The 24008-nt window shown below is 67.0% G+C and carries 16 protein-coding genes; 8 read left to right on the forward strand and 8 right to left on the reverse strand.

Features of this window, described 5'->3' with window-relative positions:
• The first annotated feature begins 150 nt into the window (after positions 1–150).
• Complete coding sequence (locus VGP60_RS05690; RefSeq protein ID WP_327546794.1) at positions 151–1077, forward strand: zinc metalloprotease; 927 nt, start codon at positions 151–153, stop codon at positions 1075–1077.
• A 44-nt stretch (positions 1078–1121) separates the two neighbouring features.
• Here the strand turns inward: VGP60_RS05690 and VGP60_RS05695 are convergent, their stop codons facing one another.
• Positions 1122–2060 carry a zinc-binding dehydrogenase gene (locus tag VGP60_RS05695; protein ID WP_327546795.1) on the reverse strand — a complete coding sequence of 313 codons (939 nt, stop codon included), beginning with the start codon at positions 2058–2060 and terminating at the stop codon, positions 1122–1124.
• A 185-nt stretch (positions 2061–2245) separates the two neighbouring features.
• On the opposite strand from VGP60_RS05695, the gene ald reads away from it, so the two are divergent.
• The 5 genes from ald (at position 2246) to VGP60_RS05720 (ending at position 10554) form a co-directional block, all read left to right on the forward strand.
• The gene (gene ald / locus VGP60_RS05700) at positions 2246–3361 is read left to right on the forward strand and encodes an alanine dehydrogenase (protein WP_327546796.1); all 1116 of its coding nucleotides are present in this window, start codon (positions 2246–2248) and stop codon (positions 3359–3361) included.
• Between the two features lie 576 nt (positions 3362–3937).
• Positions 3938–5029, forward strand: coding sequence for an ABC transporter ATP-binding protein (locus VGP60_RS05705; RefSeq protein ID WP_327546797.1), 1092 nt, complete (start codon positions 3938–3940; stop codon positions 5027–5029).
• A 2-nt stretch (positions 5030–5031) separates the two neighbouring features.
• Entirely contained in the window at positions 5032–5916 is an 885-nt protein-coding gene (locus tag VGP60_RS05710) for an ABC transporter permease subunit (RefSeq protein ID WP_327546845.1), read from the forward strand.
• A 120-nt stretch (positions 5917–6036) separates the two neighbouring features.
• On the forward strand, positions 6037–9801 hold the full coding sequence (locus VGP60_RS05715; RefSeq protein WP_327546798.1) for an ABC transporter ATP-binding protein: 3765 nt from the start codon (positions 6037–6039) through the stop codon (positions 9799–9801).
• 123 nt (positions 9802–9924) lie between these two features.
• Positions 9925–10554, forward strand: a complete 630-nt coding sequence (locus VGP60_RS05720) for a DUF4291 domain-containing protein (RefSeq protein WP_327546799.1) — start codon at positions 9925–9927, stop codon at positions 10552–10554.
• Positions 10555–10571: 17 nt separating this feature from the next.
• Here the strand turns inward: VGP60_RS05720 and VGP60_RS05725 are convergent, their stop codons facing one another.
• From VGP60_RS05725 to VGP60_RS05735, 3 genes are read right to left on the reverse strand one after another with little or no spacing between them, the layout of a single operon-like run.
• Positions 10572–10955: an Imm32 family immunity protein gene (locus VGP60_RS05725; RefSeq protein ID WP_327546800.1), complete on the reverse strand. Its 384-nt coding sequence runs from the start codon at positions 10953–10955 to the stop codon at positions 10572–10574.
• 39 nt (positions 10956–10994) lie between these two features.
• On the reverse strand, positions 10995–11555 hold the full coding sequence (locus tag VGP60_RS05730) for a hypothetical protein (protein ID WP_327546801.1): 561 nt from the start codon (positions 11553–11555) through the stop codon (positions 10995–10997).
• Positions 11552–15469, reverse strand: coding sequence for an RHS repeat-associated core domain-containing protein (locus VGP60_RS05735; RefSeq protein WP_327546802.1), 3918 nt, complete (start codon positions 15467–15469; stop codon positions 11552–11554). The genes VGP60_RS05730 and VGP60_RS05735 overlap by 4 nt, the downstream gene beginning before the upstream one ends.
• Between VGP60_RS05735 and VGP60_RS05740 the strand changes: the two genes are divergently transcribed.
• Positions 15450–15728 (forward strand): hypothetical protein, encoded by a 279-nt coding sequence (locus VGP60_RS05740; protein WP_327546803.1) that lies wholly within the window; start codon positions 15450–15452, stop codon positions 15726–15728. The two genes, VGP60_RS05735 and VGP60_RS05740, sit on opposite strands and share 20 nt — an antisense overlap.
• 387 nt (positions 15729–16115) lie before the next feature.
• Here VGP60_RS05740 and VGP60_RS05745 read toward each other — a convergent pair whose 3' ends face one another.
• Together VGP60_RS05745 and VGP60_RS05750 are read right to left on the reverse strand one after the other, a co-directional pair.
• Positions 16116–16433, reverse strand: coding sequence for a type VII secretion target (locus VGP60_RS05745; RefSeq protein WP_327546804.1), 318 nt, complete (start codon positions 16431–16433; stop codon positions 16116–16118).
• 22 nt (positions 16434–16455) lie between these two features.
• Positions 16456–16965 carry a YbaB/EbfC family nucleoid-associated protein gene (locus VGP60_RS05750; RefSeq protein WP_327546805.1) on the reverse strand — a complete coding sequence of 170 codons (510 nt, stop codon included), beginning with the start codon at positions 16963–16965 and terminating at the stop codon, positions 16456–16458.
• Positions 16966–17201: 236 nt separating this feature from the next.
• On the opposite strand from VGP60_RS05750, the gene VGP60_RS05755 reads away from it, so the two are divergent.
• Positions 17202–20912: a multifunctional oxoglutarate decarboxylase/oxoglutarate dehydrogenase thiamine pyrophosphate-binding subunit/dihydrolipoyllysine-residue succinyltransferase subunit gene (locus VGP60_RS05755; protein WP_327546806.1), complete on the forward strand. Its 3711-nt coding sequence runs from the start codon at positions 17202–17204 to the stop codon at positions 20910–20912.
• 342 nt (positions 20913–21254) lie between these two features.
• Here VGP60_RS05755 and VGP60_RS05760 read toward each other — a convergent pair whose 3' ends face one another.
• Positions 21255–22127, reverse strand: a complete 873-nt coding sequence (locus VGP60_RS05760) for a hypothetical protein (protein ID WP_327546807.1) — start codon at positions 22125–22127, stop codon at positions 21255–21257.
• A 20-nt stretch (positions 22128–22147) separates the two neighbouring features.
• Positions 22148–23713, reverse strand: a complete 1566-nt coding sequence (locus VGP60_RS05765) for a S8 family peptidase (RefSeq protein WP_327546808.1) — start codon at positions 23711–23713, stop codon at positions 22148–22150.
• Between the last annotated feature and the right edge of the window lie 295 nt (positions 23714–24008).

Below are 24008 nucleotides of genomic sequence, written 5' to 3' on the forward strand. Positions count from 1 at the left end.
TTACGCCGAACGCCATATGTCTTGGGCTGCATGGTTCCCGCCGAAGGAACGGAATGTCGGCCGGTGACCACCAGAAATGGCATCGGGTGATTCCCTGGCTTACTTTTCCGCTCGACCATTCCGGTCTCCCAGCGTGATCGAGGAGTGCCAATGAGCTATCCGGAGCGCATCCGCAAAGTCGTGAAGTTGGGCGCACTTTCCGCGCTGACCGTCGCCAGCCTGGTGGTGCCTGGCACCGCGGCCGGCAGCACCACGGTCGTCTCCCAACCCACGGCGACCGCGGACTGCTACACCCCAGAGCACTCCGCCGCTCGATCCAAGGATGGTCACGCCAACGACCTGAACCCGGCGCAGGCCGCCGCGATCGAAGCCGACATGAGCTCGCGTGTCGCGGCCAAGGGCCAGTCGCTCAGGGTCGCCGCGGCGACGAGCATCCCGGTGTACGTCCACGTGATCACCAGTGGCTCCACCGGTTCCCTGCCCGCGGCGACGATCAGCCAGCAGATCTCGGTGCTCAACAGCGCCTACTCGAGCGCTGGCTTCAGCTTCTCGCTAGCCAGCACCGACTACACCAACAAAGCCGCCTGGTACAACGGGATCACCGACGGCACCACCGCCGAGCGGCAGATGAAAACGGCACTGCACAAGGGAAGTTCGAACGCGCTGAACATCTACACCGCGTCGCTCGGGAACGACCTGCTCGGCTGGGCGACCTTCCCGTGGGACTACTCCACGTCGCCGACCATGGACGGCGTGGTCATCCTCGACGAGTCGTTCCCCGGCCGATCGGCCACCAACTTCAACCAGGGCGACACCGCCACTCACGAGGTCGGGCACTGGCTCGGGCTCTACCACACCTTCCAGGGCGGCTGCTCCGGTTCGGGTGACTACGTTTCGGACACCCCCGCCGAGGCCAGCCCGGCGTCGGGCTGCCCGACCGGCCGCGACACCTGCAGTGCCGCGGGCACCGACCCGATCAAGAACTTCATGGACTACAGCTACGACAGCTGCATGACGCAGTTCACCACCGGACAAGGCACCCGGATGAAGAGCGCCTGGACGTCGTACCGCGGGTAATCGCCAAGAGAAGGTGGCCCGTCCGCTGGGACGGGCCACCTTTTTCATACGTCCAGGAGCGTTTTTCCCACAGTGACGCGGGATTCCATCGCGGCGTGCGCGTCGGCGGCCCGTTCGAGTGGAAAGCGTTGCCCGATCACCGGACGCAGCCGGCCCGCCGCGGCTTCGGTCAACGCGCTGCGCGTGAACTCGCGCATCTCCGCCGGATTTCCGATCCCGCGCACGACGTCCACACCACGCGCCTCCGCTTCTTCGTCCGAGATCGGCGTCCAGTCCCCGCTGGAAAGCCCGAAGACGACCATCCGCCCGCCGCGTCGAAGCAGCTGGAACGCTGTGGCCCCGACATCCCCGCCGACGCCGTCGAACACGACATCGACCGGCCCGACGCGCTCGGACCAGTCCGGCTCCCGATAGTCGACGGCCAGATCGGCCCCGAACTCGCGGACCTCGGCGAGCTTGGTCCCGCCGGCCGCACCGACGACTTCCGCGCCCGCCGCCTTCGCCAGCTGCACGAGCAAGCTGCCGACACCCCCGGCCGCCGCCTCGACGAGCACGCGCTCCCCGGGCTTGATCACCGCGGCCCGCACCAAGCCCGTCGCCGTCCGGCCGTCGGCGAGCAGCGCCACAGCTGTGTCGAGCGCCAGTTCGTCCGGGACCTCGAAGAGCAGCTCCGCGTCGACAGCCACCTGCTGCGCGTAACCGCCCGAACCGCCGGTGCTCGTGACGACCCTGGTGCCGATGAGTCCAGCGTCGACGCCTTCCCCGACCGCGCTGACCACGCCGCCCACGCCGTTGCCGGGGATCACCGGCGGCTCCACCCGGAACGGGCCCGGTTTACCCGCGCGGAACTGCGTCTCGACAAAGGTGATGTTCGCGAACGCGACCTGGACCAGCACCTGCCCCGGCCCGGTCACCGGATCGGGTGTTTCTTCCCCGGCCAGTACTTCCGGCCCGCCGAACTCCCTCAGCCACACCGCGCGCATGAGCTCCCTTTCCCCACTGGTGAATCCCGGTTTCCAGGGTGCTACCTGTAGCTAAGTGGAGGTCAAGAGTTTGTTTCGCGGCGACTATGAAAGTGCGGCAATACTGTCGCAGTGGCACGATGACACTGCGGACGAGGTGCCTCACCGTAGGCATCAGTCCTATTGGAACCCCGCAGGAGGCAGCCGTGCGTATCGCCGTACCCCGCGAAATCAAGAAGCACGAGTACCGGGTCGCGCTGACCCCGGCGGGCGTGCACGAACTGACCGGGCGCGGCCACGACGTCTTCGTCGAGACCGGCGCCGGACTCGGTTCGTCCATCACCGACGAGGAGTACCTCGCCGCCGGCGCCAAGGTGCTCGCGACGGCCGACGACACCTGGGCCGAGGGCGAGCTCGTCCTCAAGGTCAAGGAGCCGATCGCCGAGGAGTACCCGCGCCTGCGTGCCGGCCAGGTGCTGTTCACCTACCTCCACATCGCCGCGGACCGGCCGCTGACCGACGCGCTGCTCGCCTCCGGCGTCACCGCGATCGCCTACGAGACCGTGCAGACCGCGAACGGCGCGCTGCCGCTGCTCGCGCCGATGTCCGAGGTCGCGGGCCGGCTGGCACCGCAGGTCGGGGCGTACGCCCTGATGAAGCCGAGCGGTGGCCGCGGCGTCCTGCCCGGCGGTATTCCCGGTGTGCACCCGGCACGGGTTGTCGTGATCGGCGGCGGTGTCGCGGGCATCAACGCCGCGCGCGTGGCGCTCGGACTCGGTTCGGACGTCGAGATCCTCGACACGAACGTCGACCGGCTCCGCCAGATCGACAACGACTTCGGCGGCCGGATCCGCACGGTGACGTCGAACAAGCTGTCGGTCGAGCAGGCCGTGCTGGAAGCCGACATGGTCATCGGTGCCGTGCTGGTACCGGGCGCGAAGGCGCCGAAGCTGGTCTCGAACGAACTCGTCTCGCGGATGAAGCCGGGCAGCGTGCTCGTCGACATCGCGATCGACCAGGGCGGCTGCTTCGCCGACTCGCGGCCGACCACGCACGACGAGCCGACCTACCAGGTGCACAACTCGGTGTTCTACTGCGTCGCGAACATGCCGGGCGCCGTCCCGCGCACCTCGACGTACGGGCTCACCAACGTCACGCTGCCCTACGCGGTGCAGCTCGCGGAGCACGGCTGGAAGTCCGCGCTCAAGGCGAACCCGAGCCTGGCGAAGGGCCTGAACGCGCACGCCGGTCAGCTCACCAACGCGCCCGTCGCCGTCGCGCACGAGCTCCCCTACGTCCCCGTGGACACCGTCCTCGCCTGACCTCACGCGGCATCAAGGGAGCTTTACTACCGCCAAACGGCAGTAAAGGTCCCTTGATGCTTTTTCGGGAGTCGAGATCATCGCCATCTGTCGACAGATGGCGATGCACACGAGCATTGGACTCAGCCACGCTCGCCAGCAATTACGTGACGCACCGTGGGGGGTTTGGGGGCTCGGCCCCCAAGACTCAAACCGGAAGCTCCGCTGGTGAGCGCGATCCGCGAACACAGAAAGCGGAAGCTGTAGGGGCGACCCGCTCAACCAGCCTGGGGGTCACTGGGAGCGGGTCGCCGTCACCAGCTTAGGTAATAACGGCGGACTTCGCTGCACGGGGTCGGGAAGTTGTCCTAAATACTTCTTCACCGGCTGGGCCCGCAACTGGTTTTCCGTTGGGTCGATCAGCCGGAATCGGGCATTCAGCTGCAAAAACCCCAGCGAAGTGTGTCCGGGGTGAAGACCGGCCCTGCCGGATCGTGACGAAAATCGCGTGCCTCGTTCCTGCCCGTTCCGCACGCGCGCGGCGCCGGGGTACGGCAGGATGGCGCGGATCAACCCAGGGGAAACGAAGGGGGCGGAATGCACGACGGCAGTGGCCGCATCTCGGTACAAAATCTCAGTAAGCAGTTCGGCACGGTCAACGCGGTGCAGAACCTGAGTTTCACGGTGGAACCCGGCACGGTGACGGGCTTTCTCGGCCCGAACGGCGCGGGCAAGACAACCACCCTGCGCATGCTGCTCGGTTTGGTGACACCCACCGCCGGCACGGCGACCATCAACGGCCGCCCGCACGATCAGCTCGGCAACCCGGCGCGGGTGGTCGGTTCGGTGCTCGAGAACGAGGGATTCCACCCGGCTCGCACCGCGCGCAACCATCTGCGGGTCTACGCGGCGGCCATCGGCATGCCCGACCAGCGTGCCGACGAGGTGCTCGGGCTCGTCGGCCTGTCGTCCGCGGCGGATCGCAAGGCGGGTGGGTTCTCGCTCGGGATGAAGCAGCGGCTGGCGCTCGCGACGGCGTTGCTCGGCAACCCGCAGGTGCTGGTGCTGGACGAGCCGGCCAACGGCCTCGACCCCGAAGGAATCCTTTGGCTGCGCAACTTCCTGCGTGCTTACGCGCGTGAGGGTCGCAGTGTGCTGGTGTCGAGCCACCTGCTCAATGAGGTCGAGCAGACCATCGACCAGGTCGTCATCATCAGCCAGGGCATGACGCGCTACTACGGCTCGCTCGACCAGTTGCGCAAGAGCCAGCAGTCGCGCGTGCTCGTGCAGCCCGCGGACGCCAACGCGCTCGTGGCGGCGTTGCAGGAAGGCGGGTTCACGCAGGTCTCGCCGACACCGGACGGCCGTGTCGCCGTCGTCGGCGCGACCGTGCAGCAGATCGGTGACATCACGGCGAAAGCCGGGATCGCCGTCTACGGCATGCAGGAGGAGCACGCCGATCTCGAGCGGCTCTTCTTCCAGCTGACCGCCGGGCAGTTCAGCGCGCCGGGCTACCAGCAGCAACCACCGCAACAGCAGTACTACCAGCAAGGACCACCGCCACCCCAGCAGTACCAGCAAGGTCCGCCGCCGCAGCAGTACCAGCAGCCGAGTCCGTACCAAGCCCCGCCCGGGCAGCAACAGGGCCCGCAGCAAGGCCAGAACGACGGCTGGGGAGGCCAGCAGTAATGATGGGCAACCTGATCAAGGCGGAGATCCGCAAGACGCTCACCACCAAGAGCTGGTGGGGCCTCATGATCCCGACCCTGCTCTTCGCGTTCCTGTTCGCACTGGGGTGGGGCGCGATCACCAACAACTTCAGCAACTACCTCGGCAGCTCCGACACCCGCGAGATCACCGCGGCACTGGGCATCAAGACCGGTGAACTCCCCGTCGGGCTCCTCGCGCTCGGCCACGGGATCAACATCGGCACGATCTTCCCGATGATCTTCGGCGTTTTCGCCCTCGCTGGTGAGTACACCAAGAAGACGATCACCACGACGTTCCTGACCGCGCCCAACCGCGGCGCCGCACTGACCGCGAAGATGATCACCTACATCGGCTGGGGCGCGATCTACGGCGTCATCATCGTCGCCGCTTCCAGCCTGGGCACGGTGCTGACCGTCGACAGCGGCCGTCTTCCGACCGCCGGCCAGTGGCTCGGCGTGCTCGGTGCCGGGATCCTGGCGACCACGCTCGCGACGCTGTTCGGCATCGGGCTCGGCGCGGTCTGGCGGAGCGTGGTCGGCAGTGTCATCACGCTGACGATCTACATGCTGGTCCTGGAGAACGTGCTGGTGTTCGTGGGCTGGGGCTGGCTCCGGCTGGAGTGGCTCGGCGGCGTGCTGCCCAACGGGACCTTGAACGGGATCGTCGGGGCTATCGGCGCCGAGGCGTTCGGTGCGGCCGGGGTGGCGATTCCGGGACTGGACGACGAGACGAAGTGGGTGTTGCAATACACGGCCGGCGCGCCCGGGGCGTTCTCGTGGTGGGCTTCGGCGTTGATCTTCCTGGCTTGGACGATGCTGTTCTTCGGCATGGGCTGGGCCGCCAACCAGAAGCGGGATATCACGTAAGCGAAAGCCTTGGTGGGCAAGGCACTTTGGGTGGGTGGCTCGTGAGTGGCTACGAGGGTTAGAACACTCGTAGCCACTCACGAGCCACGCAGTGTCGGACCCCCCGCCTAGGGTGGCGGGGTGACCACTGCACCACCACGGGTTCGTCAAGAAGTTCCAGCGCGTGAGACAGCCGAGCCGGAGAAGGTCGGCTGGATCCGGCGGCTAGCCGCCGCGTGCTGGCACCATCGTGTGCTTGTCGTGCTGTCGCTGTTCGCCGCCGTGCTCGGCGTCGGGCTGCAGGCGGCGGGACCATTGCTGGTCAAGGTCGCGGTGGACGACGCTGTCGCCGGGGAGACGTCGCAGCTGAGCCTGCTCGCGGTGGCGTTGATCGGGCTGCAGGTCCTGTCGTTCGGGACGGCGTTCGTCCGCCGGTACGTGGGTGGCCGGCTGGCGCTGGACGTCCAGCACGACCTTCGGCAGAGCGTGTTCGGCGCGGTGTCGCGGCTTGACGGCGGCAAGCAGGACGCGCTGCGGACCGGACAGGTCGTGTCCCGTGCCATCTCGGATCTGCAGCTGGTCACCGGGATTTTGATGCAGGTCCCGCTTTCGGCGGGATCGGTGATCTTCGCGTTGCTCGCGCTGGGCGCGATGCTGTGGTTGTCCCCCACCCTGACGCTGATCGCGCTGGTGATCACGCCCGCGGTGGCGATCATCATCGCGACGAGCCGCAAACGCCTGTTCCCCGCCACCTGGTCGGCGCAGCAACGGGCGGCCGACGTCGCGCAGCACGTCGAAGAGACGGTCACCGGCGTCCGCGTGGTCAAGGGCTTCGGCCAGGAGACCCGCGAAGTCGCACACCTCGAAAAGACAGCCAGGACCCTGTTCGCCGAGCGCCTTCGCGCCGCGCGGCTGGCCGCGTTGCCGACGGCGACCACGGCCGCGTTGCCCGCCGCGGGCCAGGTCGCGGTCCTCGCCGTCGGCGGGATTCTCGCGCTGCGCGGGCAAATCAGCCTCGGCACGTTCCTCGCGTTCGCGACGTACGTTTCCGCGCTGATCGGCCCGGCCCGCATGCTGTCCGGCCTGGTCGTGCAGGCGCAGCTCACCAGGGCCGGGGCGGAGCGGGTGTACGAGCTCATCGACGCCCAGCCCGAGGTCCGCGACTCCCCCGACGCCCGGCCGCTGCCTGACGGCCCGCTCGACATCCGGCTGGACGACGTCCGTTTCGGCTACACGCGCTCCGAGCCGGTGCTCAACGGCTTGTCCTTGCACGCGAGAGCAGGCGAAACGCTGGCACTCGTCGGCACGGCCGGGTCCGGCAAGTCGACGATTTCCTTGCTGCTGCCCAGGTTCTACGACGTCCACACCGGCTCGGTCGCGATCGGCGGGCTCGACGTCCGCGACGTGAAGCAGCAGGAGCTGCGCCGGGCGATCGGGGTCGTCTTCGAAGAGGCGTTCCTGTTCTCCTCGTCGATCCGCGACAACATCGCCTACGGCCGCCCTGACGCGAGTGACGAAGAGATCCTGGCCGCGTCGAAAGCGGCCGAAGCGCACGAGTTCATCAAGGATCTGCCCGCCGGTTACGACACGCTCGTCGGCGAGCGCGGGCTGACGCTGTCCGGCGGCCAGCGGCAACGCCTCGGACTGGCGCGCGCTCTCATCACGGATCCCCGCGTGCTGCTTCTGGACGACGCGACTTCGGCGGTCGACACCGCGACCGAGGCGGCCATCTACGACACGCTCAGGTCGGTCACAGCGGGCCGGACGACCCTGCTGATCGCGCATCGGCGGTCAACGTTGTCGCTCGCGGACAGGATCGCCGTGCTGGACTCGGGCCGAGTCGTCGACATCGGCACCGAAGAGGAACTCCAAGCCCGTTGCGCGCTGTTCCGTGAGCTGGTCGGCGGCCCGGGCGACGACGTCGAGGAGATCCACCGCTGCGAAGGCCTCGACTGCGGCCCGGCCGGGATCACCCCCGAGCTCTGGCCCGACGACGGCGAGCACGACGAGATCGACGAACTCGCCGATTCCGCCCGGCAGCGCACCGGCACCGACGCCTCGGCGGCAGGCGGCCCGCGTGGCTCGTCGGGACTCGATCTTCCACCGACCGAAGAACTTCTCGAAGGGGTGAGAAAGCTTCCGCCCGCGGTCGATTCCCCGCGGATGGACGGCACCGACGTCACCGCGCCGGATCCGAACTTCCGGCTGTGGGGGCTGCTGCGCCCGGTGCGCTGGCCGCTGCTCGTGGTGATCTTCATGGTCGCGGCGGACGCGGCGGCGGCGATCGCGCTGCCCGCGCTGTACCAGCAGGGTGTCGACAAGGGCGTCCGGCTGGGCGTCGAGTCCGCGGTGTGGATCGCGGCGGGCATCGGCGCGCTGGTGATCGCGGCGGACTGGTTCGTGCTCTTCATGAACACGAAGCTGACAGCACGCGTCGGTGAGACCGTGCTCTATTCGCTGCGGGTGCGCAGTTACGCCCATCTGCAGCGGCTCGGCCTCGACTACTTCGAACGCGAACTGTCCGGCAAGATCATGACCAGGATGACCACCGACGTCGACGCGCTGTCGACGTTCCTGCAGACGGGCCTCTCGACGGCTGTCGTCAGCGTGCTGACGCTCTTCGGCATTTCGGCCGCGCTGCTGATCACCGACAGCTCGCTGGCGCTCTACGCGCTGGCCGTGCTGCCGATCCTCGCGGTGGCGACGGTGATCTTCCGGCGCCTGGCGTCGCGGGCGTACACCGAAGCCCGCGAGCGCGTCAGCGTGGTCAACGCGGATATGCAGGAGAACGTCACCGGGCTGCGGGTCGCGCAGGCGTACACCCGCGAGGAGCGTTCGGCGGAGGCCTTCGCGCAGCGCAGCGACGACTACCGCCGCTCGCGGCTGCGGGCGCAGCGCTACATCGCAACCTACTTCCCTTTGGTGACCATGCTTTCCGGGATCGCCCAGGCCGTGGTGCTGGTGGCGGGCGCGAACCGGGTCGCCGCCGGGACGCTGTCGATCGGTGTCCTGCTGGCGTTCCTGCTGTACCTCGACCAGTTCTTCTCGCCGATCCAGCAGCTTTCCTCGGTGTTCGACGGCTACCAGCAGGCGCGGGTCGGCCTGACTCGTATCGGCGACCTGCTGCACACCCCGAGTTCGGTGCCCGCGGCGAAGAACCCGGTCCCGGTGCCCGCCAAACTGCACGGCGCGGTGACCTTCGAGAACGTCGATTTCGCTTACACCGGAACGGAAGCACTCGCACTGGCCGGGGTCGACCTCGACGTCGCCCCCGGCGAGACGATCGCGCTGGTCGGCGCCACGGGCGCGGGAAAGTCGACGGCGGTGAAGCTGGTCGCACGGTTCTACGACGCGACCGGCGGGCAGGTGCGCATCGACGGCGTCGACATCCGCGACTACGACCTCGGCGCGCTGCGCGGGCGGATGGGTGTCGTGCCACAGGAGGCGCACCTGTTCTCCGGCACCGTCGCGGACAACGTCCGCTACGGCAAACCGTCGGCCACCGACGCCGAGGTCGAAGCCGCCGTCCGCTCGGTCGGCGCGCTCGACGGCGTCGCCGCCCTGCCCGCGGGCTTCCGGCAACCCGTCGGCGAACGCGGCCGCTCGCTGTCCGCGGGACAACGCCAGCTCGTCGCACTGGCCCGCGCCGAACTCGTCGACCCGGACGTCCTGCTCCTCGACGAAGCCACCGCCGCGCTCGACCCGTCCACCGAATCCGCCGTCCTGCGGGCAACCGAGCAGCTGGCGCGCAGGCGCACCACCTTCGTGGTCGCCCACCGCCTGGCCACCGCCGCCCGCGCGGACCGGATCGTCGTCATCGACCACGGCCGCATCGTCGAACAAGGCACCCACGCCGAACTCATCGCCGCCAACGGCTCCTACGCCCGCCTGTGGGCGCTGGGCTAAAAGAGCGCGGCCGGGTGGGTGGCTCGTGAGTGGCTACGAGTGTTAGAACACTTGTTGCCACTCACGAGGGCGGGGCTGGAAAACCGGTACGCCCCACCCGGCCTCTCCTGCGACGATTCCCCGGTGAAGCCACCCCTGCGACAGATCCGAGCGGTCCACACCGAGACCACGATCCGCGTCTACCAGGCGTACCCGCCCGAGATCGGTGACGCGGCACTGCGCGCGGGCAGGTTCGTCGCGCCGTTCAAGCGGGAGCGCATGACCTGGATCAAACCGTCGTTCCTCTGGATGGCGTACCGCTGCGGCTGGGGCGCCAAACCCGGGCAGGAGCGGGTGCTCGCCATCGACATCACCCGGGACGGTTTCGACTGGGCACTCGCCAATTCCGCACTGAGCCACTTCCACTCCGATGTCCACGCTGACGAGAAGGCATGGAAAGCACACATGCGCTCCTCGCCCGTCCGGATCCAATGGGATCCCGAACGCAACCTGCATCTCGGCCCACTCGGGCACCGCTCGATCCAGATCGGGCTCAGCGGCGAGGCTGTCGGCAAATACGTGGACGACTGGACCGTTCACATCACCGACGTCACCGCCGACATGCGGGCCGTGCACTCCGAGGTAGTGGCCGGCGACCTCGAAAGGGCGCGTTCCCTCCTGCCCGACGAGCGGCCCTACGCGCTCTCGCCGGAACTCACGACAGCGATCGGCGCCACCGAGCCATCTACGTCATCGACCACAGCCGCTCGGTGAAATGGGCCGCCGTAGAGCTACCGAGCGTCCCGGATGGTGAGCGATTCGGAACCTTCACCCAGGTAGAAGTGGCCGGGGAAGTACTCGACATGCACGTGCCCCTCCGGGTCGCCGGAGGCTGCGGCATCACGGACCAATTCCGCCAGCACCGAAAGAAGCGGCTTCGGCCCACGCGCGACGAGTGTTTCTCGCTCCCTGTCCACGGAGATGAGCACAGCTTCGTCGTCCGACTCGCGCACCTCGATGGCGGACAAAGCCGTGTCATACGGTTTCGGATCCGCGATGCGGTCCAGCGCAATCGAACCGTGCCCGCGCTCCAGGACAATGACGAGCTCGGCGTACTCGGCGGCATCCCCGGACAGTACGGACTCCCGGGCCAGAGCCGACAAATGCACAATCATCGCTTTTCCGCGGCAGCTTTCGCGGATGGATACCGCCGCTCAGCCCTCGGCGAGGAATTCCCCCATCAGCTCTCGCGCGGCGTCACGCACTGATTCTTCAGGGTCTTGCTGCGTGAGCTTGGCCAACACCGGAACGATGCGCTGAGGATTCTCTTCGAGCCAGCCCAGCACAGTGAGCCCCTGTTTGCGCATCCTCGCGTCGGGATCCAGCAAGAGGCCGTAAAACAACCAGAGCCCCTCTCGCAGCTCAGCTCTGCATCGCTCGGCCAAATCCGCATTGCCGGCTTCAACCTCGGCTTGCGCGGTTTCGCCACCGGCGATCTCCACCAGCACCTCGACAACGCGATACCGCGCTTCAATCGAGAGCGGACCAACCAACAGAGCGAACGCGGCCCGGACGGCAGGCAGCGCCGACTCGTACAAACTTCCCTGCACCACAACAGTGTTGTCGATCTGCCAATAGTGTTTGGTAGCGTCCTTTTCGGACTCGGCATCAGCGAGCGCGGTCAACGCTTCGGCCACACCTGCGGCGGTGCCTGGCCCCCCACGGAGCCGAGCCCACTCGACACTTTCGACCACGGCGTTGGCAAGGTGATTCATTCGCCCACCCTATCGACACCCCAAGAACCATCCTTCTTGACTTTGGTACCGGGTGGGAACTGATTGGGCGTATACGTCCCTTGGCAACTGTGGCAGATCTCGACTTCCTCACCCGTACGCGGGCGGACTGCTTCGGTGAACTGCACTTGGTCTCTTGGTATACCAAGCTTGTTGGCAACATCGTTCTCGGCGCAGCCGTGTGGAGGCCGTGCGCTGCCGACTGCGATGTTTCCGGTCTCCGGGTCGTAGCCGGCCGTTGCCGTGGACGGCGGGCGCTGCCGCTTCGGCGTGTTCGCCACGAGATCGGCGGCGTGCTGATCCCGTTGTGCCCGAGCGTCCGCCAGCAGTTCCTCCCTGCTGCGGGGCGGTCCACCCGCGGCGTCGTCCCCGCAGCCCATGAGACCAAGGGGGTCTATCCAAGACGTCGGATTGCTCGCGTACATGGCGGGGTTCGGGCCGCCGTCGAGTCCCAGCGGATCCCGGCTCACATACCGCCCGATCTCTGGGTCGTAGTACCGCTGGTAGTTGTAGTTGAAGCCACTTTCCTCATCGTGATATTGCCCGGCGAACCGCAGTGGGGTGATCGTTCGCGAAGATCCGCCCAGGGACTGCCCCCACAGCGTCCGCTGATCATGCCAAGACAGGTTGCCTGTCGCGTCCACCAATTCACTGGGCGCACCGACCAAATCCGCGATGATCGAGTAGAACTGTTCATCGATCCACTGTTGTGGCGCCGCCGCCATCCGCACCCGTTCGGCCTGCAGGAGCGGCCGAAAAGTGCCGGGTTCGTACTCCCAGGTAGTAGCGCGGGTACCACCCACCACTTGTTCGGCCAACTGCACGCCGTCCCACACGAAATCGGTGCGCTCGGCCACCGACCCACCATCCGGCGAGAGACGTTCCTTGGCGACGCGGCGACCGAGCGCATCGTACGAATAGCGCCACCGCGTGCCGCCGGGGGTGGCGACACCGACGAGTCTGTCCTCGGCGTCCCAGTCGTAGTGCCAGACGTCCGGCTTGGCCGAAAGACGCTGTTTCCGCCGCATCACCAACCGCCCCTGAAGGTCGTACCGGTAGCTGGTGCGACCCGAGTTCCTGATCAGCGTTCCCTCATAAGCGCGGGGGCCTTCCATCTCCCCTGCCGAACCTGGCAGCGAAGCATGAGTGACGTTGGCTCCGGCATCGTAGGCGTACCGCTCGATCCCGCGAGGTCCGTCCACGCCGACGATCCTTCCGGCGGGATCACTGGCGAACCGTCGGCGTCCGCTCACCATGTCGTCGATCTCTGACAGCACGCCGTTCTCGCGATATCGGTACGACCGCCGCTGCAACACTCGGGGCCGTGACCGATCCGCATCGGTGGCACCTCCGACGGTGGAGACCGTCTGATCGGTAAGCCGACTGTTCGCATCCCAGGTTTGTGCCAGAATGGTGCCGGTGTCAAGCAACCGCTCGGTCTCGCGTCCCGCGTCGTCGTAGCCGAAAGTCATCGTGCGACCCACGACTCGGAGCGACACCGGCTGATTGCGTGTGTTGTAACTCCAGACACTTTCGACTCCGGAAGATGTCCGGCGTGAAGTCCGACGCCCTCCGATGTCGTAGTTCGACACGACAGTCCTGCCGTTCACTGTCTCGGCAACCACACGGCCGATCGCATCCCGCTGGAAATGCACGTCGGCGTCGGCATTCCGCGCCCGGAGCACTCGGCCTTGACCGTCGCGTTCGAAGATCGCCTCGCGTCCGTCGTCGTAACGGCGCGCCACCACTTCGCCCATCAGGTTCCGTTCGAAGCGAACCGTCTGCCCTGCCCCGTTCGTCCGCTCGACCAACTGTCCCGCGGCGTCGTGACGAAAAGTCGAAACTCGGCCGTCGAAGTCCACCTCTCTGATCAAACGGCCCGCATGATCGTACTCGTAACGCCATACGAGGCCCTGAGGATTTGTCACGGCGACTAGCCGCAGTTCAGAGTCATACCTGAACTCGGTTCGTTCCCCCAGCGGCCCTATTTCGACCGACGGCAGGTCGAAATGTGTGGTGAGCGTACGGGTGACATTGCCCATCGGGTCAACGAACTCGACCTCGTTACCTTCACCGTCATACCGCCACTGTTCGACCGAGCCGTCGGGACGTTGCCGGGAATGCGGTTTTCCTTCGACCGTCCACGTCATGCGGGTGACACCGCGGACCGGATCGTCCACCGTGACGATCCTCCCGAACGCGTCGCGTGTGTACCTGGTGGTCTCGCCGAGTGGATCGACAACGGCCAATACCAACCCTGCCGCATCTGTTTCGACACGACGAACAGCGCCGAGGGGATCGGTGACCGAAACCAACCGGCCGTCCTGGTACCCATAGCCGGTCGTCGCACCCGAAGGGTCTACGACAGCGACAGTGTTGCCTGTTTCGTCATAGATCCGTCTCCACACACCACCGTCGGGATCAGTGATGACAAGGGGAAGGTGGTGCGGGTCGTACGACGCGGTCGACCGCCTGCCGTCAGGTCGGACAACCTCGATCAGATCTCCGCTTTCGTTGTAGCGGAAGCGGGTCGTCCGTCCGAGCGGGTCCGTCTCGGTCGTCGGCATGCCGTACGGATCCCAAGCGAACAGCGTCACGTTGCCGAGTGGATCCTCTTGCCGGATCAGCTGCCGCAACTCATTGAAGTGGTAGACAGCGACTTGGCCCATCGAGTTGGTCTCACGAGTCAGCCGATTGGCGACGTCGTATTCGAGAATCCCCGCGAGCGCTTCACCTGAGCCGTCTGTGCGAACACAACGGCCGTCCGCGTCGTAGGTGTAGCCGTACCACTGGCCGTTCCGGTCTTCCCACCTGGTTATCCGGCCGTCGGTGTCATAGGTGAATCGCAGAGAGCGACCGCTGGAGTTGATCACCTCGGACAGTTGCCCAGCTGCGTCGTAGCCATAACGGACCAATGTCACGTCAGTGCCGGAAGGATTGCCGAGCCGAAGTTCGGTGATCCGGCCACCGTCGGAATCGACGTCGATCCGATAGCCGCCCGAATGTCGTACCGTGCCGAGCATCCCGTTCTCGCCGTATTCGAAATCGATCCGATTGCCCCCGCGATCGGCCACCGCCGAAATGCCGGCGACACCGGCACGCGGCGCACGGAAATGCAGGGTACGTTCGGCCTGCGGCTGTCTGATCACATAACCGCCATCGGTGCTGCGGGCAAGTGGCCAGCGAGCACCGGCTACCGCGAAAACTTCGTCTCCGTCCTGTCCGGGTAACGGGTAGACCAAGATCACGCCGTCCGGCCCGGCGTAGTAAACCTTGTCTCCGCCTATCTCCAGACGTTGGTCCAAAGTGGACGCCCACGACGGCCCGAACGCCCGCCCCGAACGATAGGAAGACACGTGTACCCGTTGCAGGACCACAGGCAGTATTCCCGGGAGCTCGACATCGGTCTGCACCAGGAACATCTCACCGGAAGCCATGTCGATGGGTTCTCTGCGGCCGCACCGCCCGATCGGTTCCTGTGATCTTGCCTGCGGGTTTTTCGCATCCTTCGCGAGTGGATGATCCTTGGTGGGCGAGCCGGAAGGGGGCGTGTCACCCTTCGAGCCACTGGGCGTGCCTGAGCTGTCCGGCCCACCGCTCGACGGACTCGTGGTGTCCGCCTTGGACGGTGAGGTCGTGTCCGGGCTGTCGGTGCCCTTCGCAGAGGACGGCGTCGTGCTCCCGTCCGGGGTGTGCGCGCTCGACGGTGTCGTCGGAGCGTCGACGTTCGGAGCGTCCGCCTTGCGGGCAGCGGACGACGGGACCGTGCCGCCGTCGCCCTTCCCCAGCTTCTTCGCCAGCTTGGACAGCTTTTCGATGATCTCGCCGAGCTTGTCGACGATCTTCTTGACCTTCGGCCCCACGTTGGAGATCGTCTTGATCAGCTTGCGGATCAAGGTGGTGACCTTGGAGATCGCGCCGGTGATCGCCGTCGTCGCCTGCGCCGCGATCACCGGGGTCGCGAAGCCGAGCGTGCAGGCAGCCTCCAGTGCCCAGGTGATCAGTTTCCCGACCAGTTCGGCGATGAGATCGCGTACGGTTTCGCGGACGGCGGCCACGACCTGGCCCATCACCATCACGCCGGTCGAGATGCCGTCGGCGAGCGAAGCGGCGCCCGCCAGTGCGTCCGTCTGCTCGGCGGCTTCCCCTCGGTAGGCGTCGCCGGCGGCACCGGACCAGCCCGAAGTGCCGTTCTTGACCTCGTTGGCCATGTCCCCGCTGATCGCGGTGACCTCCGCGGCGACGTTCGCCCACGTGTCGGAGAACGACTGGATCACCGGCGGGTCGCCTGCCAGCCAGTCGAGGCATTCCTTGAGCGGCTGCACGTGCTCGATCAGCCACGACACGCCGTACTGCGCCAGTGTGCCGATCGGGTCCACGACCATCGACAGGACTTCGAGACCGACCCCGACCGCGCCGAGACCGCCTTCGACCCAGGAACCGTCCTTGACCCCCGAGGCCAGGTCATTCGCCGACTCGAGGATGCCGATCCCGGTCACCCCGGTGGTCTGCGACTGCGACTGCGCGACGAGCGGGTTCCCCTCAGGCATCGACCGGCCCCGCCTTCGTGATCGCTTCGGCGGTCGCGTCTTCCCTGGCCTGGTACGCCGTGGCGGCGTCGCGGATCTTGCCCGCGGTGCCGTCCACCGAGTCCGAACCGGTCTGCAGCGCTTGGACGCCCATCTGCTCGAACGGGTCGAGCATCAGCGCGAACGGCTGGCAGATCACCCCGTACGCGGAGTTGTCCATGCTCACCTGCCGCGCGGCGTCGACAGCCGTCCGCAGCCGGTCGGCGAAGCCGTCGATCTTCCCCGCGTGGATCCCCAGCTCGCCGCCGAGTACTTCGTAACCGTCCGCCATGAGTTCCCCCTCGTTGTCGGTGTCAGTCGCGCCGCAGGAACGACTCGTCGCTGAAGTCCCCGTCGTCGTCATCCCCGGGTGGCCGCCTCGGCGCGGCCGGCGGCCGGCGCGGCGGCTCCTCTTCGGCCTCGAACAGCTTGCGTTGCGGGGCCACCTCGGGTTCTTCGACCGGTGGCGGCGGGAAGTTCTCGTCCGCGGTCGCCACGATGTGGCGGGTGGTGCTGTCGTCGCCGACGGTTTCCGCGACGATCTCCCGCATCCGCTCCGGGTACTTCGACTGCGCCTTCTGGAGCGCGCGCATGACATTGGCGGCGATCTCGTCCGGGTTCATCCGGCGGACGCCGTCGGTCATCTTGATGTCGGTCGGCAGCCCGTTGTGCCCGACGGTCACGCTGACCGCCCCGCCGGCCACCGATTCGGTGATGGAGATCTGCTCGACCTGCGCCTGCATCGCCTGGTAGCGCCGCGATTTCTCGACCGCGTCCCGTTCCAGGTCATCGACCATCCGCTCGACGTCCCCCAAGTCAGCCACTGGCGCCCCCTCGTGCTCCTACCTATTGACGGCGGTCGCGGCCGCCCGGTTCCGTCCAGGTTCCAGCATCGGGCACCGGTCGTCCAGGCACCTTCTGTATCGAGGAAGTGAGCGATCCCTTAGTGCGCCACGCCTCACAGTGACCAGTTCGATCACACGGCCAAAGCGGAGGGGGTTAGCCTGGTAGGCGCATCAGCGAACCTCAAGATCGAGACGGATAGAGGCGAGTCCAAGCCGTGTCCAGCAGCAGCCCTGCGTCACAGTTCGGCCCAAACGAGTGGTTAGTCGAGGAAATGTATGACCAGTTCCTCGCCGACCCCTCCTCAGTAGATGCCGCATGGCACGACTTCTTCGCGGACTACAAGCCGACGCAGTCAGCTCAGTCCTCCCAGGAAAAGTCCCCTGACCAGGCAGTGAGCTCCGGGAACGGCCAAGTGGCCCCCTCGAAGCCTGCTCCGGCTGGGGCGGCCCCCGCGAAAACAGCCGCGGCCCCGAAGGCGGCGCCCCCGGCGGCGAAGCCGAGCAACGGCGTCGCCAAGGCCCCGGCTCCGGCGAAGCCCGCTGCGGCGAAGGCAGCCGCCCCGGCGAAGGCCGCGGAGACGAACGGTCCGGAGAGCAAGCAGCTGCGCGGCGCGGCCGCGGCGATCGCGAAGAACATGGACGCCTCGCTCACCGTGCCGACGGCGACCAGCGTGCGCGCCGTCCCGGCGAAGCTGATGGCCGACAACCGCATCGTCATCAACAACCACCTCAAGCGGACCCGTGGCGGGAAGATCTCCTTCACCCACATCATCGGGTACGCCATGGTCCGGGCGCTCCAGCAGTTCCCGAACATGAACCGGCACTACCAGCTGGTCGACGGCAAGCCGTTCTCGGTCACCCCCGAGCACGTGAACTTCGGCCTCGCGATCGACATGAAGGGCAAGGAAGGCGCCCGTACCCTCGTCGTGGCCTCCATCAAGGCCACCGAGAACATGACCTTCCTGCAGTTCTGGCAGGCCTACGAGGACATCGTCAAGAAGGCCAGGAACAACAAGCTCACCGCCGACGACTTCGCCGGCACCACGATCTCGCTGACCAACCCCGGCGGGATCGGCACCAACCACTCGATGCCGCGGCTCACCGCGGGCCAGGGCGCCATCATCGGCGTCGGCGCCATGCAGTACCCGGCGGCCTTCGAGGGCACGAGCGAGAAGACCCTGGTCGACCTCGCCATCAGCAAGATCATGACGCTGACCTCGACCTACGACCACCGCATCATCCAGGGCGCGGAGTCCGGCGAGTTCCTGAAGCTGATCCACCAGCTGCTGCTCGGTGAAGACGGCTTCTACGACGACATCTTCACCTCGCTGCGCCTGCCGTACGAGCCGATCCGCTGGGTCGCCGACATCCCCGAAGGCGCGGTCGACAAGACCGCCCGCGTCATCGAGCTGATCGACGCCTACCGGATGCGCGGCCACCTGATGGCCGACACCGACCCGCTGAACTACCGCCAGCGCCGCCACGAGGACCTCGACGTCCTCTCGCACGGCCTGACGCTGTGGGACCTCGACCGCGAGTTCCCCGTCGGCGGGTTCGCCGGCCAGGAGCGGATGAAGCTGCGCGACATCCTCGGCGTCCTGCGCAACTCGTACTGCCGCACGGTCGGGATCGAGTACACCCACATCCTCGACCCGGACGAGCGCCGCTGGATCCAGGACCGCGTCGAGGTTCCGCACGAGAAGCCCGACACGGCCGTCCAGAAGTACATCCTGTCGAAGCTGAACGCGGCCGAGGCGTTCGAGACGTTCCTGCAGACGAAGTACGTCGGCCAGAAGCGCTTCTCGCTCGAAGGCGGCGAGACGGCGATCGCGCTGCTCGACACCGTGCTCGACAAGGCCGCCGAGGCCGAGCTCGACGAGGTCGTCATCGGCATGCCGCACCGCGGCCGGCTGAACGTGCTCGCGAACATCGTCGGCAAGCCGATCTCACAGATCTTCCGCGAGTTCGAGGGCAACCTCGACCCCGGCCAGGCGCACGGCTCCGGTGACGTCAAGTACCACCTCGGCGCCGAGGGCAAGTACTTCCGGATGTTCGGCGACGGCGAGACCAAGGTTTCGCTCGCGTCGAACCCGTCGCACCTCGAAACCGTCGACCCGGTGCTCGAAGGCATCGTCCGGGCCAAGCAGGACCTCCTGGACAAGGGTGGCTCAGGCTTCACCGTGCTGCCGCTGCTGATGCACGGCGACGCGGCGTTCGCCGGGCAGGGCGTGGTCGCGGAGACGCTGAACCTGGCGCTCCTGCGCGGGTACCGCACCGGTGGCACCGTGCACCTGATCATCAACAACCAGGTCGGCTTCACCACCGCGCCGGAGCACTCGCGTTCCTCGCAGTACGCGACGGACGTCGCCAAGATGATCGCCGCGCCCGTCTTCCACGTGAACGGCGACGACCCCGAAGCCGCGCACTGGGTGGCCAAGCTGGCCGTCGACTATCGGCAGGCGTTCCACAAGGACGTCGTCATCGACCTGGTCTGCTACCGCCGCCGCGGCCACAACGAGGGTGACGATCCCTCGATGACGCAGCCGGCGATGTACGACATCATCGACACCAAGCGCTCGGTGCGTAAGACCTACACCGAATCGCTGATCGGCCGCGGGGACATCTCCGTGGACGAGGCCGAAGCCGCGTTGCGGGACTTCTCGAGCCAGCTCGAGCACGTTTTCAACGAGGTCCGCGAGCTGGAGAAGCACCCGGCGAAGGCGAGCCCCTCGGTCGAAGAGGAGCAGCAGGTCCCGGCGAAGGTGCCGACGGCCGTCACGCGCGGCGTCGTCGAGCACATCGGCGACGCGTTCCTCAACACCCCGGAGGGCTTCACCGCCCACCCGCGCGTCAAGCCGGTGCTGGAGCGGCGGCACAAGATGTCCCGCGAAGGCGGCATCGACTGGGCGTTCGGCGAGCTGCTCGCGTTCGGTTCACTGGCGATGGAAGGCCGTCTCGTGCGGCTGTCCGGCCAGGACTCGCGACGCGGCACGTTCACCCAGCGCCACTCGGTGCTCATCGACCGGAAGACCGGTCAGGAGTACTCGCCGCTGACGACGCTGGCCGAAGAGCAGGGCCGCGTGATGATCTACGACTCGGCGCTGTCCGAGTACGCGGCCGTAGGCTTCGAGTACGGCTACTCGGTGGCCAACTCCGAGGCGCTGGTCATGTGGGAAGCGCAGTTCGGTGACTTCGTCAACGGCGCGCAGACCGTGATCGACGAGTACATCTCGTCGGGTGAGGCCAAGTGGGGCCAGGTCTCCGACGTCGTGCTGCTGCTGCCGCACGGCCACGAAGGCCAGGGCCCGGACCACACGTCCGGGCGTATCGAGCGCTTCCTCGCGCTGTGCGCCGAGGGCTCGATGACCGTCGCGGTGCCGTCCACCCCGGCGAACTACTTCCACCTGCTCCGCCGCCACGCTCTCGACGGAGTGAACCGCCCGCTGGTGGTCTTCACCCCCAAGTCGATGCTGCGCAACAAGGCCGCGACTTCGACGGTGGAGGACTTCACCGACCAGACGAAGTTCATGTCCGTCATCGACGACGTCGAGGTGGACCCGGCCAAGGTTCGCAAGGTGCTGCTGACCTCGGGCAAGCTCTACTGGGAACTGGTCGCCGAGCGCGCCAAGCGCGAAGCGGACGACGTCGCGATCGTGCGGGTCGAGCAGTACTACCCGCTGCCGAAGAAGAAGCTCGTCGCGGCGCTCGAGCGCTTCACGAACGCTTCGGAGATCGTGTGGGTCCAGGAGGAGCCGGAAAACCAGGGCGCATGGCCGTTCTTCGGGCTCAACCTGCCCCGTAAGTTCCCGGAGGTGCTCAGCAAGCTTCAGGTCGCGGCCCGCCGGCCGATGGCCGCTCCGTCCGCAGGCTCGTCGAAGGTGCACGAAGTCGAGCAGAAGGCCCTGATCGCCAAGGCCTTCGAGTAACTGTCCCGTTTGCCTGAAGGGACCTTTCGTACGAATCATTCGTACGAAAGGTCCCTTCAGTTTTTTGCGGGGATACGGGCTCCAGCCTCTGTCAGCAACCCAGCGCACCGCTCCAATTCCAGCGGATCACCCCAGGGGTCCGGACCACGGATCGTCCCGACAGCGCGAGCTCGGCAGCGAGATCTTCGAACGTCACCCGCGCGGGAAATTCGCCGTACTCGTTCTGGAGCACTCGCGGCGCCTCCACGGGCCACGTGGACGACGAGAGCCGCCGAACCCTTCCCGACGCCCAAATTCTGTTGCCGGGTAAGGAAATTCGCGTAAAACTCGAGGTCGGACATCTCAGCTGATCGACTCGGAGACGGCTTCGGCGAGCTTCAACGCGTTCGCTTGGCAGCGCGGCTTGTCGACCTGCGAAGGGCTCGGGCTCCCGGCGATGATCTCCGCTTCGATGTTGCCCTGGTAGAAGCGCACCGAGCACTGGTGTGCCGCGGGCGTATCGACGTAAGCGGCCTTCGTCGCGGTGGTGAGCGAAGAGATCGGTTCGGAGTTCTTTTCCGTGGCCGTCTCGAATCCGGCCTTCGCACTGCGTTCCCCCGCACCGGAGCCGGACTGCTTCGAGGCCGACAGAACCAAACTAACGACTCCGGACGCTTTGCCCGTCTCGTTCCAGGTGCAGCTACTCCGGGACATCGTGATGTCCGGGTTCGAGGTGCTGGCCGGTTCCGGGCCGGACGTGGTCAGCGACGGCAGCCCGGTCAGCTTGTCGCCGATGGTGGTGCACACGGGTAGCGCCACGTACTTGTCCGGCGGGCCGGAAGGCTGGGCCTGGCTGGACGGCGACGCCGTGGACGAGCCGCTCTTGTCCGAATCGCGGAACAGGAAGTATCCGCCGACACCGAGTCCGGCGACCACCAGCACCGCGGCCACGACGATCAGCGCGATCACGCCACCGCCAGGCCCGGACTTCTTCGGCGGGAACCCCGGCTGCGGATAACCCTGCGGCACGTAGCCAGGAGGCGGATAACGCTGTCCCTGCTGCGGATATCCCTGCGGTGGCGGGCCCTGTTGCGGGTAGCCCTGCTGGCCTTGCTGGGGGAAACCTCCGGTCGGCCCCGGCTGGTACGGCGGTCCAGGTTGCATGATCGCAGCGTATCCAGCCCGCAACGCCACCATGGCCACCTTGGTCGCGTTGAACGCGACCAAGGTGGCCATGGTGGCACTTCAGCGGGGAACTAGACGGTCAGCGACCAGGTGTCGATCCGGCCGGTGTCGACGGCGGCGACGTCCTGGACCTTCAGGGCCCAGGTGCCGTTCGCGACCTCACTGGAGAGGCCGACTGTGTAGGTGGTGTTGAGGTTGTCCGTCGAGTCGCTGCTCGACCCCTTCAGCCGGTAGGCGGTGCCGTCCGGCGCGACCAGGTCGATGACCAGGTCACCGATGTAGGTGTGGATGATGGTCACGGCGACCTTGGAGGACGCGGAAGCGTTTCCGGTGCAGCCGGCCACGGTGACCGAGCTGGTGACGGCGGCGCCGGCGTCAGGGATGGCCACGTCGGTGCCGTTGGTGACGGTGGTGCAGGTGGGAGCCGGCGGCGTGGTGCCACCGGTGCCGGTGTAGAGCAGTACGTTCGGCGAGCCGGTGCCCGGGTTGGTCACCTTGTTCGGCGTGCCGTTGGCGACCAGCGCGTCGCGGACCTGCTGCGGCGTGGCGGTCGGGTGGTCGGCGAGGTACAGCGCCGCCGCGCCGACGACGTGCGGGGTCGCCATCGAGGTGCCGCTGATGGTGTTGGTGGCGGTGGTGCTGCCGATCCACGACGAAGTGATGCTGCTGCCGGGCGCGAAGATGTCCAGGCAAGTACCGATGTTGGAGTAGCTGGCGCGGGCGTCGGTGTTCGTCGTCGCGCCGACGGTGATGCCCTGCGGGGTGCGGGCGGGCGAGGTGTTGCAGGCGTTGGCGCCGGTGTCGTTACCCGCGGCCAGGCCGTAGGTGACGCCCGCGGCGATGGACCGCTGCACGGCGGCGTCGAGGGTCGCCGACGCACCGCCACCGAGGCTCATGTTCGCCACGGCGGGCTTGATCGCGTTCGCCGTCACCCAGTCGATACCGGAGATGACGCCCGCCGTGGTGCCGGAGCCCGCACAGTCCAGTACCCGGACAGCGGTGAGGCTCACACCCTTGGCGAGACCGTACTGCGAGCCGCCGACGGTGCCGGCGACATGCGTGCCATGGCCGTTGCAGTCGGTGGCGTTGGTGTCGTTGTCGACGAAGTCGTAGCCGGAGACAGCCCGGCCGCCGAACGTCGAGTGTGTCGTCAGGATGCCGGTGTCGATGATGTAGGCGTGCACGTTCGACGCGGTGGTCGAGTAGCTGTACTTGCTGTCCAGCGGCAGGTCACGCTGATCGACGCGGTCGAGCCCCCAGGACGGCGGGTTGAGCTGGTCGACGCTGGTGCGCATGACCTTGTCCTGCTCGACGTAAGCCACCGCGGGGTCGGCGGCGACGCGCTTCGCCTGCGCTTCGGTCATCGCTCCCGCGAAGCCCTTCACCGAGCCGAAGGTCCGTTTGACCGTGCCTCCGTGCTTGGACGTGACACTCTTGGCGGTGTCCGCCACCGAGGTGCCGTCCTTCAGCACGACGATGTAGCTGCCACTGACGGCGTCAGCGGTATTGGCACCGACGATCGCGCCTTCGGCCGCCGAGGCGGGCACGGTGGTGCCCAACGCGGCCAGCGCGGCAACGGCCGCGGCGAGGCCGAATCCGGCCACCGATCGTCTTTTGATTCCAGCAGAATTACGCACGGTCAATTTCCTCCTAGGCAGGGTTGGCGCGGCGAACCGTGTTGATTCGCCGCGCCACTAGGGGTGTTCCGGGGGGTGGGAAGCACGTCCAGCCACGAACGTGGTGCTGAGAGTAAGTCCGGGCCTGCCGCGAAGGAAGATCTTGCCTATAAGCAGGGAAAACGGTAGGGAACGGCGAAGTCATACCCGCACAGGGCCGTTCAGGCGCCATCTTTAGTCGTTTGTTGAGCCGACCGGCGCACCGAGTAACGAAGAAGGCCGACACATCGTGACCGGTTGCCTGCCTCGGTGTCGC

It is taken from the genome of Amycolatopsis sp. (assembly GCF_036008905.1).
Taxonomy (GTDB): domain Bacteria; phylum Actinomycetota; class Actinomycetes; order Mycobacteriales; family Pseudonocardiaceae; genus Amycolatopsis.

Excerpts from the sequence above, each read along its gene's own strand:
- VGP60_RS05725 (WP_327546800.1), bottom strand. The coding sequence starts at position 10,955 with ATGATTGTGCATTTGTCGGCTCTGGCCCGGGAGTCCGTACTGTCCGGG.
- VGP60_RS05690 (WP_327546794.1), top strand. The coding sequence starts at position 151 with ATGAGCTATCCGGAGCGCATCCGCAAAGTCGTGAAGTTGGGCGCACTT.
- VGP60_RS05695 (WP_327546795.1), bottom strand. The coding sequence starts at position 2,060 with ATGCGCGCGGTGTGGCTGAGGGAGTTCGGCGGGCCGGAAGTACTGGCC.
- VGP60_RS05760 (WP_327546807.1), bottom strand. The coding sequence starts at position 22,127 with ATGGCCACCTTGGTCGCGTTCAACGCGACCAAGGTGGCCATGGTGGCG.
- VGP60_RS05705 (WP_327546797.1), top strand. The coding sequence starts at position 3,938 with ATGCACGACGGCAGTGGCCGCATCTCGGTACAAAATCTCAGTAAGCAG.
- VGP60_RS05710 (WP_327546845.1), top strand. The coding sequence starts at position 5,032 with ATGGGCAACCTGATCAAGGCGGAGATCCGCAAGACGCTCACCACCAAG.
- VGP60_RS05745 (WP_327546804.1), bottom strand. The coding sequence starts at position 16,433 with ATGGCGGACGGTTACGAAGTACTCGGCGGCGAGCTGGGGATCCACGCG.
- VGP60_RS05730 (WP_327546801.1), bottom strand. The coding sequence starts at position 11,555 with ATGAATCACCTTGCCAACGCCGTGGTCGAAAGTGTCGAGTGGGCTCGG.